Annotated in this window: 13 protein-coding genes; 7 read left to right on the plus strand and 6 right to left on the minus strand. The window is 43.3% G+C overall.

Translation table 11 applies throughout. The annotated features are described in order from the left end of the window. Positions 1-17 precede the first annotated feature (17 nt). Positions 18-902: a (2E,6E)-farnesyl diphosphate synthase gene (gene ispA / locus ACOSVQ_RS00610; protein ID WP_491980680.1), complete on the minus strand. Its 885-nt coding sequence runs from the start codon at positions 900-902 to the stop codon at positions 18-20. Positions 903-1,010: 108 nt separating this feature from the next. Continuing rightward, positions 1,011-1,253 carry an exodeoxyribonuclease VII small subunit gene (gene xseB / locus ACOSVQ_RS00615; RefSeq protein ID WP_491980681.1) on the minus strand — a complete coding sequence of 81 codons (243 nt, stop codon included), beginning with the start codon at positions 1,251-1,253 and terminating at the stop codon, positions 1,011-1,013. Between the two features lie 349 nt (positions 1,254-1,602). On the opposite strand from xseB, the gene pomA reads away from it, so the two are divergent. From pomA to rlmM, 7 genes are all read left to right on the plus strand, one after another. Beyond that, positions 1,603-2,367, plus strand: a complete 765-nt coding sequence (gene pomA / locus ACOSVQ_RS00620) for a flagellar motor protein PomA (RefSeq protein ID WP_491980682.1) — start codon at positions 1,603-1,605, stop codon at positions 2,365-2,367. A 15-nt stretch (positions 2,368-2,382) separates the two neighbouring features. Further along, positions 2,383-3,339, plus strand: coding sequence for a flagellar motor protein MotB (locus tag ACOSVQ_RS00625; protein ID WP_491980683.1), 957 nt, complete (start codon positions 2,383-2,385; stop codon positions 3,337-3,339). Positions 3,340-3,546: 207 nt separating this feature from the next. After that, positions 3,547-4,995, plus strand: a complete 1,449-nt coding sequence (gene thiI / locus ACOSVQ_RS00630; protein WP_491980684.1) for a tRNA uracil 4-sulfurtransferase ThiI — start codon at positions 3,547-3,549, stop codon at positions 4,993-4,995. A 393-nt stretch (positions 4,996-5,388) separates the two neighbouring features. Further along, positions 5,389-6,297 (plus strand): transcriptional regulator GcvA, encoded by a 909-nt coding sequence (locus ACOSVQ_RS00635; protein WP_491980685.1) that lies wholly within the window; start codon positions 5,389-5,391, stop codon positions 6,295-6,297. Then, positions 6,290-6,913, plus strand: a complete 624-nt coding sequence (locus ACOSVQ_RS00640; RefSeq protein WP_491980687.1) for an alpha/beta family hydrolase — start codon at positions 6,290-6,292, stop codon at positions 6,911-6,913. Before ACOSVQ_RS00635 ends, ACOSVQ_RS00640 begins: the two co-directional genes overlap by 8 nt. After that, on the plus strand, positions 6,903-7,301 hold the full coding sequence (locus tag ACOSVQ_RS00645) for a DUF423 domain-containing protein (protein WP_491980688.1): 399 nt from the start codon (positions 6,903-6,905) through the stop codon (positions 7,299-7,301). The genes ACOSVQ_RS00640 and ACOSVQ_RS00645 overlap by 11 nt, the downstream gene beginning before the upstream one ends. Then, on the plus strand, positions 7,298-8,389 hold the full coding sequence (gene rlmM / locus ACOSVQ_RS00650; protein ID WP_491980689.1) for a 23S rRNA (cytidine(2498)-2'-O)-methyltransferase RlmM: 1,092 nt from the start codon (positions 7,298-7,300) through the stop codon (positions 8,387-8,389). The genes ACOSVQ_RS00645 and rlmM overlap by 4 nt, the downstream gene beginning before the upstream one ends. 135 nt (positions 8,390-8,524) lie before the next feature. Here the strand turns inward: rlmM and xni are convergent, their stop codons facing one another. The 4 genes from xni to ACOSVQ_RS00670 form a co-directional block, all read right to left on the minus strand. Next, positions 8,525-9,295: a flap endonuclease Xni gene (gene xni, locus ACOSVQ_RS00655; protein ID WP_491980690.1), complete on the minus strand. Its 771-nt coding sequence runs from the start codon at positions 9,293-9,295 to the stop codon at positions 8,525-8,527. Positions 9,296-9,361: 66 nt separating this feature from the next. Beyond that, a complete protein-coding gene (gene ppnN, locus ACOSVQ_RS00660; RefSeq protein WP_491980691.1) occupies positions 9,362-10,720 on the minus strand; it encodes a nucleotide 5'-monophosphate nucleosidase PpnN in 1,359 nt (452 codons plus the stop codon). Positions 10,721-11,086: 366 nt separating this feature from the next. Beyond that, on the minus strand, positions 11,087-12,652 hold the full coding sequence (locus ACOSVQ_RS00665) for a GGDEF domain-containing protein (RefSeq protein WP_491980692.1): 1,566 nt from the start codon (positions 12,650-12,652) through the stop codon (positions 11,087-11,089). A 109-nt stretch (positions 12,653-12,761) separates the two neighbouring features. Continuing rightward, positions 12,762-15,029, minus strand: coding sequence for a tetratricopeptide repeat protein (locus ACOSVQ_RS00670; RefSeq protein WP_491980693.1), 2,268 nt, complete (start codon positions 15,027-15,029; stop codon positions 12,762-12,764). Positions 15,030-15,036: the final 7 nt, after the last annotated feature.

The following is a 15,036-nucleotide window of genomic DNA, read 5'->3' on the forward strand; positions in this document are numbered from 1 at the left end:
TATGCGCGCTTATAGTGTTAATTTTTGCGCTCGATGACGTATCGGGCGAACTCTTCCAAACTTTGAGTATCGTATGGAATGGCTTCAAGTGCTTGAAGTGCTTCCAGTAACAGAGTTTGGGCTTTATTTATCGCTCCGTCCAATCCTAATAGAGCTGGGTACGTACTTTTGTTGAGCTGTTGATCTGAACCTTGAGGTTTACCCAAAGTTTCGGTATCGCCGATAACGTCCAAAATGTCATCTTGTACTTGAAACGCGAGGCCGACAGCATCTGCGTATTTATCAAGTTGAGGCAGAACTTGTAATCCTTTTTCACCCGCGGCCAAAGCACCCAAGCGAATCGCACAGCGCATGAGTGCACCTGTTTTGTTACGATGGATTGTTTCGAGTTCTTGCAACGAAATAAGACGGTTTTCTGCGCCAAGATCGAGTGCTTGTCCTAAGCACATGCCTTGAGCACCTGATGCCTCAGCCAGTACTTGTACCATTTTAATGCGGTTGACTTCGCCTTCATCAGACAATGCACCTTCAGCAAGGATGGTAAAAGCCAAGGTTTGCAGAGCGTCACCCGTTAGGATTGCCGTTGCCTCGTCAAACTTAATATGACAAGTCGGTTTGCCACGGCGTAGTTCGTCGTCATCCATTGCAGGCAAATCATCATGGATAAGCGAATAGGCGTGAATACACTCTACAGCTGATGCTGGGGTGTCTAAATCTTGAATAGAGCAACCTAGCATTTGACCTGTAATATAGACCAAATAAGGACGAGCACGTTTTCCACCCAGTAATAAACCGTAACGCATAGCTTCGATGAGCGATAGGTTTTGGTTTGGCAGGCGGTTTAACCAATGGTCAAGCTGCTCATTATTTCGTTGTTGATAAGAGGTTAGAGCCTCAATCATAGGACACTCTTAAACGTTTCGTTCTGCCGATAGTGGTGATGTCAATTGAAGAAAAATCAATCAGAGACAAAACGACTAGCGACATTAGTTAAGAACAATAGATATCAGTTATTCAGGTAATTCGTTAAATTCACTGAGTGGTGCATCATCGGTGTTGCTTAGCAGAATGCTAACACGTTGTTCAGCTTCATCCAGTTTACTTTGACCTGAGCGAGCAAGAGCAATACCACGTTCGAATTTTCTCAGTGCATCGTCTAGTGTTAAATCACCATTTTCTAGCTGCTCGACCACTTGATCTAACTCTTCAATGGTCGCCTCGAAAGACATGTTTTCTGGTTTTTTACTCGCCATAATATTGTTGCCTTGGGAAAGATGCACGAAAGTTACCTTAGCCTGTGTTGATGGTCAAATTTAACCAATCAATTTTGTCAGAATTACTGCTGTTTTTAGTCGATATTGATAACGAATATGAAAATTTGGATTCGCGATCGGACTGCAATTAACAAGCATTTTGTGCAATCTATGAATGTCGAAGGTGCATATTGGCACGCTTTAAGTATAAACTTGTTGTGGGCGTAATTAAGGACGATTGACCTTTAGTCAATTTTCTATTTAAGAATTTGATTCTCTTGTCGATAAGAGAATATCTGAGAGTCGTTTGGCTCTAAACAATGCGAACATATTGTCTGAGGAGTGCTTCGTGGATTTAGCAACGCTGATAGGTCTGGTTGGTGGCTTAGCTTTCGTAGTAATGGCGATGGTTTTAGGCGGTAGCCTAATGATGTTCGTTGACGTAACCTCAATTCTAATTGTTTTCGGTGGTTCAACGTTTGTTGTACTAATGAAGTTTACCATGGGGCAATTTTTCGGCGCCGCTAAAATTGCTGGTAAAGCATTCATGTTTAAAGCTGACGAGCCAGAAGACCTGATCGCAAAAATCGTAGAGATGGCTGACGCGGCACGTAAAGGTGGTTTCCTTGCTTTGGAAGAAATGGAAATCAGTAACAGCTTCATGCAAAAGGGTATCGATTTGCTTGTGGATGGTCACGATGCCGATGTAGTGCGAGCTACTCTACAGAAAGATATTGCTCTGACTGATGAACGTCACGAGTTTGGTACCAGTGTTTTCCGCGCGTTTGGTGATGTTGCTCCTGCGATGGGTATGATAGGTACACTGGTTGGTCTGGTAGCGATGTTGTCAAACATGGACGACCCGAAAGCTATCGGTCCTGCGATGGCGGTTGCTCTTTTAACAACATTATACGGCGCAGTATTATCGAACATGGTGTTTTTCCCGATCGCGGATAAGTTGTCTCTTCGTCGTGAACAAGAAACTCTAAACCGCCGACTCATTATGGATGGTGTTTTGGCAATTCAAGACGGTCAAAACCCACGTGTTATTGATAGCTACTTGAAGAACTATCTCAACGAGGGCAAACGAGCTCTTGATGTAGATAACGAATAATAACCGGAGCGAACGATGGATGACCAAAAGTGTAAATGTCCACCTCCGGGGCTTCCCGCTTGGTTAGGGACATTTGCCGACCTAATGTCACTGTTAATGTGCTTCTTCGTACTTCTGCTTTCGTTTTCGGAAATGGATGTGCTGAAGTTCAAGCAGATTGCCGGTTCGATGAAATTTGCATTTGGTGTGCAAAACCGTTTGGAAGTGAAAGACATTCCGAAAGGTACCAGCATCATTGCTCAAGAGTTCCGTCCAGGGCGTCCTGAGCCAACACCAATTGATGTGATTATGCAGCAAACCATAGACATCACTCAGCAAACGTTAGAGTTCCATGAAGGGGACAGTGACCGAGCGGGTGGCACTATGCGTGACGCGGGCGAAATGACCGGTGGTCAGTCTCCAGAAACCTCAACTGAAGATAACCAAAATACCGAGTCTGAATCTCAGCAACAGCAATCTCAGGCAACCTCTGAAGCTACTGAGACCTTAATGGAAACCATCAAAAATGCGCTGCAACGTGAAATCGAGCAGGGTGCTATTGAAGTGGATAACTTAGGTCAGCAAATTGTCATTCGTATTCGTGAAAAAGGCGCATTCCCTGAGGGCTCTGCATTCTTGCAACCTAAGTTCCGTCCTTTGGTACGTCAGATCGCTGATCTAGTAAAAGATGTTCCGGGAATTGTTCGAGTGTCAGGTCACACTGATAACCAAAGAATTGATTCGGAGTTATATCGTTCAAACTGGGATCTTTCATCTCAGCGCGCAGTATCTGTTGCTCAAGAGATGGAAACAGTTCGTGGCTTCTCTCATCAGCGTCTGCAAGTTCGTGGCATGGCTGATACAGAGCCGCTAGGTCCAAATGATACTGCTGCTCAACGTGCTCGTAACCGACGTGTAGAAATTAGCATTATGCAAGGTGAGCCGGTTTACAGTGATGAAGTCCCATCAGCACAAGCGGGCTCAATCCAGTAGCTGAGAGATATGTATACAGATTAAAGGCAAGCATTAGCTTGCCTTTTTCTTTGGCGTGCTTTTATCGTCGCGTCATTATCGTGTATAATCTCGCCCCCTTAGTGATACCCACTTTGGTCATCTACGAAATTAGCGTTAATGCTGAATTCTGAGAGATAGCTAAGTACAAGCTACTATTACGTTAATACTTTAATTGCGAAGACACTTATGAAATTTATTGTTAAGCCACATCCAGAAATCTTTGTTAAGAGTGAGTCGGTGCGTAAGCGCTTCACGAAAATTCTTGAGTCTAATATTCGCAATATCGTAAAAAGCCGTACCACTGGTGTTGCGGTATTTAACCGTCGTGACCATATTGAAGTGACGTCTGAAAGCGATCGTTTTTTCAATGAGACTCTGGAAATTTTGACCAGAACTCCAGGTATCCAGCAAGTTCTAGAAGTTAAACAGTCTGAGTTTAAAGATCTTCACGATATCTACGAGCAAGTTCTAGAGACTAGCCGTGGTCTGATTGAAAACAAAACATTCGTGGTTCGTGCTAAACGTCGCGGTAAGCATGAGTTTTCTTCGATTGAGCTTGAGCGTTACGTAGGTGGTGGCTTGAACCAAGCGGTTGAGAGCGCAAAAGTTAAATTAACTAATCCTGATGTAACCATTAACGTTGAAGTAAACGATGAGTTGTTAAACCAGATCATCAATCGCTACAAGGGCTTAGGCGGTTTCCCTCTAGGAACTCAGGAAGATGTATTGAGCCTGATTTCTGGTGGTTTTGACTCAGGTGTTTCAAGTTATCTGCACATCAAACGTGGTTCAAAAGTACATTACTGTTTCTTTAACCTCGGTGGTCCAGCTCACGAGATCGGCGTTAAGCAAGTTGCACATTTTTTATGGAACAAATATGGCTCTTCAGCCAAAGTTCGTTTCATCTCAGTGGATTTCGAACCTGTAGTTGCTGAGATTCTAGAGAAAGTCGATGACGGTCAAATGGGCGTTGTCCTTAAGCGTATGTTTATGCGTGCCGCTGGTCAGGTTGCTGAAAAATTCGGTATTCAAGCACTAGTAACCGGTGAAGCGTTAGGTCAGGTGTCGAGTCAAACACTGACTAACCTACGTCATATTGATGGTGTGACGGATACATTGATACTTCGTCCTCTGATTAACTGGGATAAAGAAGACATCATCACGCTTGCGCGCGATATTGGCACTGAAGACTTCGCTAAAACAATGCCAGAATACTGTGGTGTGATTTCGAAAAGCCCGACAGTGAAAGCGGTAAAAGCGAAACTTGAAGCGGAAGAAGCTAAATTTGATTTCGCCATTCTTGATCAGGTAGTTCGTGATGCTCGTGTTATGGATATCCGTGATATCGAGAAAGAGAGTCAAGAACAAGCACCAGAAGTTGAACAAGTTGCGGCAGTGCAAGAACACGCTATCGTTGTTGATATTCGCAGTGCAGATGAAGAAGAAAACAATCCGCTAGAGATAGAAGGCGTGGAAGTGAAGCACATTCCTTTCTTCAAGCTTTCGACTCAGTTCGGAGATCTTGACCAGTCTAAGACTTACTTATTGTATTGTGAACGTGGCGTAATGAGTCGCTTGCAAGCACTTTACTTACAAGAGCAAGGCTTTAAGAATGTGAAAGTATACCGCCCATAATTATTGGTGTGATACGTTCAAAGAATAACAACGCAACCGGTTGATTCAGGTTGCGTTTTTTTATGTTAGCAAGAAATTTGGGTATAAAAAAACACCGCCAATTGGCGGTGCTAAAAATTTGACAGACAGGTCAAAATAAATACAGGAAGTATATGTTTTGTAACAGGGGATAACTGCACAAAACAGGTGGTAGAATTCTACCTAACTCGAAAATCGAGTATGCAAACACAACATCGTAATAATAAAGCCAATTGATTCAGAAGAATCAAGCCGTTCAGGCTCCTATTACGGGACGAAATATAGATTTTCTCTGGCTGGTTAGCAACGGACAATTTATAATGTTTCAGATAAAAAAAACTAATGATTATTTGGAACAATACATAGGATTGAACCATGTCTAGACGATTACCTCCGTTGAATTCACTGAAAGTGTTCGAAGCAGCCGCTCGTCATTTGAGTTTTACTCGTGCAGCAGAAGAACTTTTTGTGACTCAAGCTGCGGTGAGCCACCAAATAAAGGCCCTTGAAGAGTTTCTCGGTTTGAAGTTATTTCGCCGTCGTAATCGCTCTCTTTTGCTCACAGAAGAGGGGCAAGCTTACTTCCTAGATATTAAAGATATCTTTAGTTCTTTGGCCGAAGCCACCGATAAGTTATTGGAACGTAGTGAAAAAGGCGCGTTGACTATCAGCCTTCCGCCTAGTTTCGCAATTCAGTGGCTTGTACCGAGACTTGCCGATTTTAATCAGCAGCAACCAGACATTGATGTACGAATTAAAGCTGTTGATATGGAAGAAGGTTCGCTAACCGATGATGTTGATGTGGCTATCTATTATGGTCGAGGTCACTGGCCCGGTTTACGTGCTGACAAACTCTATCAGGAGTTTTTGATCCCTCTTTGCGCCCCTTCATTGTTGCTCGGTCACAAACCTTTGAGCTCATTAAGTGACCTTCCGCTACACACTTTGTTACATGATACTTCTCGCCGTGACTGGAAGCAGTTCGCTAAAGAAAACCATATCGACGGGGTTAACGTAAATCACGGTCCGATTTTTAGTCACTCAACAATGGTTCTTCAAGCAGCTGTTCATGGACAAGGTATTGCATTGGGTAACAACGTATTGGCACAACCTGAAATTGATGCGGGTCGACTTGTTGCTCCTTTTGATGAAGTGTTAATGACGAAGAATGCTTTCTATGTGGTTTGTCATGAAAAACAAGCAGATATGGGTCGTATTGCCACATTCCGTGACTGGATGTTGAAAAAGGCACGTAGTGAACAAGAGGTGATGTTAGATGAATAACGTAAGAATAGAGGGCGATGAAAACTCCCCTCTGTTTATCTTTGCTCACGGTGCAGGAGCCGACATGGACCATGAGTTTATGTCTCAAGTTGCCAAAGGGTTAGCTTACAAGGGTATTCGTGTCGTGCGTTTTAACTTTCCTTATATGGTAAAACGATCTGAGGACGGTAAACGTCGCCCGCCAGACAGAGCGCCGAAACTTTTAGAAGCATTCGAAGACATTATTAACACTTATGCGTCGAAACCAGTTGTGATAGGCGGGAAATCAATGGGAGGAAGAATGGCTTCTCTCTTAAGTGATAATGCTATGGTAAAAGGTATTGCGTGTTTGGGTTTCCCTTTCCATCCGCCGGGTAAGCTCGACAAATACAAAGGTGAACACTTAGCTACTATGGAAAAACCATGTTTGATTTTACAGGGTGAGCGCGACACTTTTGGCACTCGGGATGAGTGCAATGGTTTCGATTTCAGCAGCCATATCACGCTTGAATTTATCCCTGACGGTGATCATAGCTTTAAACCTCGTAAGTCTTCCGGACACACTGAAATGGGCAATATTGCTCTTGCGGTTGAACATTTAAGTCGATTTATTTTGGAACAGAACAATGAAAAGTAAGTATTTGCTTACCCTTGGCGGATTATTTTCAGGTATAGCCGTTGCTCTAGGTGCATTTGCAGCTCACGGTTTGAAAGTGCATGTCACCGCATACCATTTAGAAGTCTTCCAAACTGGGGTGCAATATCAGTTTATCCATGCTGCGGCTTTGATTGCTTGTGGCATTTTGCTGGCATTGTCCCGCAGTGAAAAAGCGCAAAAATATTTTAGCCGAGCAGCGATTTGCTTTATCATCGGCATCTTTTGTTTTAGTGGCAGCTTGTATGCGTTGGCGCTGACAGGGATAAAGTGGTTTGGACCAATTACTCCGATGGGTGGTCTACTCTTTATCATCGGCTGGATACTTTTTGCTCTGGCTGCCATGAATTTTGATGAGGTGAAACAGTGAAACAAGTGATGCTCTATTGCCGTGCGGGCTTTGAGAAAGAGTGCGCAGGTGAAATACAAGATAAAGCAACGCAGCTTGAGGTTTTTGGTTTCCCTCGTGTCGTGAAAAACGCTGGTTATGTTTTGTTTGAGTGTTACCAAGAGGGTGATGCGGACAAACTGATCAAGGATATTGATTTTCAGGCGCTAATTTTCTCTCGCCAGATGTTTGCCGTTGCCGCTGAACTTTCAGAACTGCCTACTGAAGATCGTATCTCGCCGATTCTTTCAGAGCTGGGTGAGTTTGAAGATTTCCCTCTATGCGGAGATATTCGCGTAGAAACTCCGGATACCAACGAAGCAAAAGAACTGCTTAAATTCTGTCGTAAGTTTACTGTTCCACTACGTCAAGCGATGCGTGGTAAAGGCCTTTTGACAGCTAAAGACAATGCGAAGAGACCTGTTCTTCATGTGTGCTTTGTTAAGTCTGGTCACTGTTATGTGGGATATTCCTACAGTCATAACAACTCTAAGTTCTTCATGGGTATCCCCCGTCTGAAATTCCCAGCAGACGCACCAAGCCGCTCAACACTTAAGCTTGAAGAAGCATTCCACGTGTTCATTCCGCGTGAAGAGTGGGATGACCGTTTAGCTTCAGGTATGTGGGCAGTTGACTTGGGGGCTTGTCCCGGCGGCTGGACGTATCAGTTGGTGAAACGTTCGATGTTCGTACATGCCATTGATAACGGCATGATGGCGGATAGCTTAATGGAAACGGGTCAGGTGAAACATCACATGGTTGATGGTTTCAAATTTGAACCGCCACGTAAGAACGTGACATGGTTGGTTTGCGACATGATTGAAAAGCCTTCTCGTGTAGCGCAATTAATGGGTGAGTGGATCATCAGCGGTTGGGCTAAAGAGGCAATCTTTAACCTTAAGTTGCCGATGAAAGGCCGTTATGATGAAGTGCTGCAGGATATTGAGAACTTGAAGATATTCCTCAAAGATCACAATGTGAAGTTTAAACTTCAGGCGAAACATCTTTATCATGATCGTGAAGAAATCACGGTGCACGTGCAGACGTTAAAGACGATCTCACCACACTAATCTCGTCCTGATTGAAAGCGGTAGGGGCTGCATTCAATTGTCGCCTAGCTACAGTTTTAATAAGCTAGAAGATAATCCTAATTACAAAAAACGCGCTTTTAGCGCGTTTTTTATGGGAGTAACTTTGGGTGAAGGTTACTCTTTATTAAAGCGAATATCTTGCAGATTAAAGCCGAGTTCGATATCGGTTTTAAGTGTTGATATCTGTTTGCAGATTCGAGCCATCTCAATATGTTCATCCAGTTTTTTACGATATTTAGGAGCTAACTCATCGCTGGCGTAAGCTTGCTCTATATCGGGAAACTGGGTCAAAATTTCTTTTGCAGCTTTCGGTCCAATACCAGCAACTCCGGGTACTTGGCTCGAGCTGATACCAGTTAATCCCCAATAATCTGCTAGCTGAGAAGGTTTCACACCGAATTCGTTTTGAATGAAAGGTTCGTCTAACCAACGATGCTGAAAGTAGTCTCTGATTTGCAAAGTGGGTGATAGCAGTTGGCAGTAGCCTTTGTCGGTGGAAACAATCGTGACTTTCTCATTATGACTCGCCACTTTACATGCCAAGGTTGCGACTAAATCATCGGCCTCATCACCTTCTGAAAGCAGTGAATCGATACCAAGTTCCCACCATGCTTGCTGGATGCGATCCAGTCCTTGTTGAAGCGGTTCGGGCATGGGCTTACGGCCTTCTTTGTAGGTTGGAAGAAGGTCAGCACGCCAGCCTCTGTCTTGCAGGTGGTGGTCGAACACAGCAATGATATGGGTTGGTTCTGATTCGCTGATAATACGTTGTAGCGTGCGAGTGGTTGTGTTTACGGTTCTCTCGATATCATTAGGGTCTGGTTGCGCAGAGTGAACGCGACGAATGAGGTTAAGAGCATCAATAATGACAAGATGAATAGACATAAACACAAAAAAATAAGGAGCGATTGCCCCTTATTCTAATGAAATTTAACAACATTACTACCGCGTCTAGCTTTCAATGCGATAGCAAGGCACATAGGCTGTTCCACCTGGAAGCTTCATCCTGTTTTGTTCAACGAAGTCTTTCAGCAGTTTATCCATTTTCTTCATCAGTTTAGGATCACCGTGCAGTTTAAACGGACCATAACGTTCGATTTCACGGATGCCTTCTGATTTCACGTTACCTGCAACGATACCGGAGAAGGCACAGCGCAGATTTGCAGCCAACACTTCAGGACGTTGGTTTAAGTGTAAGTCTAGGTTAGCCATGTTTTCATGGGTCGGTTCAAACGGAAGTTGGAACTCAGGCTCAATCTTCAGTGACCAGTTGTAGCTGTAGGCATCTTCGTTGTCTTTGCGTGTCTGACGAACTTTAGGCATCGCATTTTTCATAATACGAGCCGCTTCAGCTGGATCATCAATCACAATGGTGTAGTGTTTTTGCGCTTCAGCACCTAATGTCTCACCTATGAACTCATCGATAGAACGGAAGTACTCTTCACTCTCTTTCGGCCCCGTTAACACAATTGGCATAGGCTGAGTCGCATTTTCAGGATGCATCATGATGCCGAGCAGGTAGAGAAGTTCTTCTGCTGTTCCTGGGCCACCCGGGAAGATAATGATGCCATGTGCCATACGAACAAACGCTTCTAAACGTTTTTCGATATCAGGCATGATGATCAGCTCATTCACGATAGGGTTTGGCGGCTCTGCAGCGATAATCGAAGGCTCTGTTAAACCAATATAACGTTTGTCGGCATAGCGCTGTTTCGCGTGACCAATTGCAGCCCCTTTCATTGGGCCTTCCATTGCACCAGGCCCGCATCCGGTACAGACGTTTAACTCACGTAAACCCAATTCATTACCCACTTCACGTGTGTATTGGTATTCGATAGGGTTAATTGAGTGGCCACCCCAACATACGACTAGGTTTGGAGTAATGCCCGGAATAAGCGCTCCTGCGTTACGTAAAATACCAAATACTAGGTTAGTGATATGAGTTGAGCTGGTTAGATTTAAGCGCTGACCTTCAGCAATGTGCATATTGACGTAAACAATATCGCGTAGCACTGAAAATAAATGTTCTTGGATGCCTTTGATGATGTGACCATCAACAAAAGCGTGTTCTGGTGGATTCGTGAGTTCCAGCTTCACACCACGTTCGCGGCGCATCACGGTAATATCGAAGTTAGTGTATTTATCTAACAGCTCTTTTGAGTTGTCAGTGTGGCTACCAGAGTTGAGCACCGCAAGGCTACAGTTACGGTAAAGCTGGTAAAGATCACTGGATGCAGTTTTTTTTAATCGTTCTACTTCCAGTTGGGAGAGTAAATCCATACTCCCCGCCGGGCTGACTTGAGTGATCATGAGAGCCTCCTTAATTGAGAGGGAAAGAGATCGTTAAGATCTTTATATATTCGCTAATGCATTAGCGCATCTTATACCAATCAAGACAAGTAAGTGTTCAGAAAGTTGCGTAGGAAAATTTATATGCTTCTTTAACTTGGTTGTTTTACTTACGATTGAAAAGAAACGAAGACGCGATTAATCACAGCAAATCTGGTTCTTGATGAGTATATCAGTATCAATAAGGTAACTTATTGATATTTCAAGTTTCAATCTAGTGCGCTTTATAGAGGAAGGAGAACACGATACTCCATAAACTGTGATTTGTATCGTGTAATTGTCGTTAGTTTGCTTGAAATTTGCTCAATGAGATTCCCAAAGGCTCTGTTATTTCCAAGTGATTTGGTTTGGACCAAATTTCTTACCGTTGTTCAAAGCGATGTGTAAACGCTCAAGAACAATTTCTGGAGAGTCTGAATCTTTAAACAATGTGCTCGCTGCGCTCAGAGTAATAGTGATGTTTTTATCACGGAACTTGAATGGCAAATGAGAAATGCTGCGCTGAATCTTTTGTACTATTTGGTAGCACTCTGAGTCAGCACGTTCAGGCAGTAATAATACGAACTCTTCACCTGAAAAACGCGCAACGGTATCGGTATCTTCAATATTGTTCTTGATGGTACGAGCAATAATTTTTAATGCTTTATCACCTGCGCCATAACCAAAGCTGTCATTGATTACTTTGAACTTGTCGATATCAAGCATTACAACACGAAGGTTGTGTTGTGCGCGGATCCAACGGCGGTATTCCAGTTCGAGGCGATCATTAAAGGCAGTGCGGTTGTAAACCTTGGTGAGGGGATCTTGCAGCATTCGCTGAGCTTGATCTTCTAAACGACGGCGATAATCCTGTGTAACTTCGTAAAGTGATTCCATTTGATTTTTGGAATATTCCATACGTTCGATCAGCGCTTGCTCTCGGGCTTCCGCCAGTGTCAGTCGTTCTGATAGCGAAGCAAGTTCACTCATCAATGGATTCAACGTGCTTTTTAGAGCGTTGATTTCTGTACCATCACGAAGTGCAAGTTGGCTTCTTGAAACAAGAGAGCCCAGTTCGCGGTGCATATCTTTGCGGTGTTCAAAGTAGTTTTGGCTCTGTTCTACGTTCTGAGTCGAGCTTTTTAAGCTGGTGGATAGGGAAGCATTCACCTGCTCAAGAAATTTTTCTGATGTTTTACGCTCGTAGTTTGTACCTGCCACAACCAACTTAAGTACTTCTAAAGTGAGTTCTAATAAGGTTTGAGTACTAACACCGAGCAGCAGCTTTGCTCGAATATCATTGAGCAAATCGCCGGATTCACCTTCAAAATCAAGTTCTGTGATTAGCAACTGAAGCTCTTCATTCAGCTTGAGAAGGATCTCTTTATCCGCGCTTTGAGTCAGTTCTTCTACGACAGCATTTGGATTGGTAGTAATGATTTTGATTGAACGTTCATAGATAGCAAGAAGACGTAAAGCTTGGTCAACTTTAGGCAGGTTTTGGCCCGTTGAGAAACTGAGAAGATCACGAAGATCGCGTTTGATTTTAGATGGCAAACCTGGGATACGTAGTAACACTTCACCACTATGCTTCACCTGTTCATCCAAATGCTGATTTTGCTTTTGGGTGTCTAACGTTTGCTTCTTCAACATGCGCTCCAATACGGCCAAGCGAGGAATTAAAATGCTGACATCTTTCTGTTGTTCAAGCGCTTCTCGTAATTCCACCAAATTTTGGTTGAGGCGAATATCCTCACCCTTACAGGCAAGACTGAGTGATGCGACGATTCGTTTAAGGACTTTCTGCTCTAGTTTAAATTTGAGCGAGTTATCCCTATGTGTTAAACGCGTCTGCTCCAACTGCATTTTGAGTTGGTGTAACTGAATCTGGATATCTTGCTCTAATACGCCCATTTATAAAAATGCTAAATGTTTAGGGAGATTACAATCTTACTTACTAATCTGTCGATAATAGCAAATTTATTTGATACGTCATCGTATCTCTTTGTTAATCGGCTGGGAACTAACCATCTTTTAATATTTTTTTGATATTCTCCTCATTATTGTGAGATGAGTGGACTTTTATCAAACCTTGGTTGATAGCGTGTTTGCAAGATTTACGCATATTGCTCGAAGCAAAGCTGGCTGCTGGCGCATTATCAATCGCTTTTAAATAGACCCAATGTGAGCAGTTTTCCTTCATACTGAGTTCACGAGCAGCACTGGTTGCCATCAATAAGATATCCAGCAATTCTTTATCGTTGATAGCCGTATAGGCTCTTGGCAAAAATGGGTAATCAGTAATACCCATACGAATAATTCGATTTACTTTACGCTCAGGTTGGAACTCTCGGATCCATTCTTGGATCTTTTCGAACATCTCTTCTGGAGGGCTATCTCTGTCGGTACTCGGTTCTATATAGAGTAAATTTGAGTCAGAGAAATGATAGAGCCTTGCGGGTTCTTCAATCTTCGATTTTAAGTATTCTCCGAATGCACGCTCCAATTCTAAACCCGCAGTGTAGCCATGTTGCAGGTACATGTTGCGTAGAAACGGTACATCGATCATAGCAAAGCGCAGACGATCGTTTAGCGGCTCGTGAATCAATTCACCTACATGCCAAAGCTCGAAATTTTGGCTGCTTCTCTGTAGGGATTTCGGCAGTTTCGCATTTAGCATACGTAAGTTACGCAGACGTGAGCGAGAGTGCGTAAACAAGTTGGTATTAAGTTCTTCAATTTCTTCGTTTTGAGTCTGAATAACGTAACTACGGCGTAAAACTAGCAAAAACAGACCACCTGCGACAATAAACAGAGTAAAGGTTAATTTTTGCAATTTTGAGTATTGGCGCTTGGTCTCTTTAAGCTCTTTTTCTTGTCCAACTAAGTGCAGTGTTTGTTCAACGAACTCTTTTTGTTGGCGGAAGGCATCTTCACTGATTTGGTTGAGTTTTTCTTGATGAAGTTTTTCCAACACATTGCTGCGTTTCATCGTTTCCATAGCACGAGCAAACTGACCAGTCTGCTCATAGCCTTGTGACATTAGGCGATAAGCTTGTTGCTCAATATCTTGATTAGCGATGGACTGGCTAATAGCCAGTGCTCTCTGGGCGTTTAAAATTACCTGTTCACTTCGATGTTGATGATAGGCTAAACCCGCGTTTAGAAGCGCCGCTTTTCCTTTTAATCTAGGGAGATCGGCGTACTGAAGCAGATCTTCCGCACGCAACAAATACTGTTCGGCGAGCGGGTAGTTATAAAGATGGATGTAAGTGGCAGCTAGGTTTAAGCGAGTCTCAATCACACTTTCGATATTGTTGTTATTATTTTCATGATCGATGACGTTGAAGTAATGCACTAATGCAAGGTTGTATTTGCCTAAATCAAAGTACACATCACCCATGCGTTTTAATACCACAGCAAGCTTAGGTGATTTCTCATAGTTGTCGTAAAAATCTGCAGCTTGAGACAGGTGAACCAGCGCTTTATCCAGTACTCGGCGTTCATAGAATAGCTGGGCCAACAAGGTATTGGTTCTGGCGAGCAATGCACTGGAATTTGATTCAATAGCCCCCCAATAAGCAATCAACAGTTCTGATAGTGCCAGATTATAACGCTCATGGTTTAAGTAATGACCGCCGACAGTAATGTGGTACTCAATCTTAGTATTTTCAGATTGCAGAAGCTCAAGATCGTCCTTCAGTTCACTAAAAAGTTTGTTTGCCAGCTCAACATCGTCAGCTTTAGAGGCTACCTCAGCCCTTAGCAACTTGATTTTGTAGCCAATACCTCTTGCTGGAAGTTCTTTGGTTTTGATGGATTCGTATTGCTGAGTGATGTCACGCAGCTTTTCACGTGCAGTGTTTACATCATTATCGTCAAGCCAATGCAGGCGAATTTGCAGCAGTTGAATCTCTAGCTGCAAATAAGGCAGATTGAACTCTCGAGTTGTTTTGTAGGCGTCATCCAGCAAGCGAAAAGCCGCAATCGGATAACCGAGGTTAAACTCGGCTTGGGCGAGAATTTTCATAGCGTCTACGGTACTTGTAGGAGTACGTAGACGACTATCGGTTTCGTCTCTGGCAACGGTAGATGGGTTTTGTTCAGTTTTCTCGGCCATCTTTCTTACCGTCAAATATTCACTGGTAAGATCCTTAGCTTGTTGTGGCGAAATTTCTATCAAACTTTCAGCTTCGTTAAGCGTCGGTGATGAATACGGCGCAGCTTGTGAAAACACTGAAAAAGAGAAAAGAGCTAGAGAAAACCAAAGCTTCCAGCGAATAAATCCCATCCTGAGT

The organism is Vibrio sp. HM8-C, assembly GCF_058630515.1.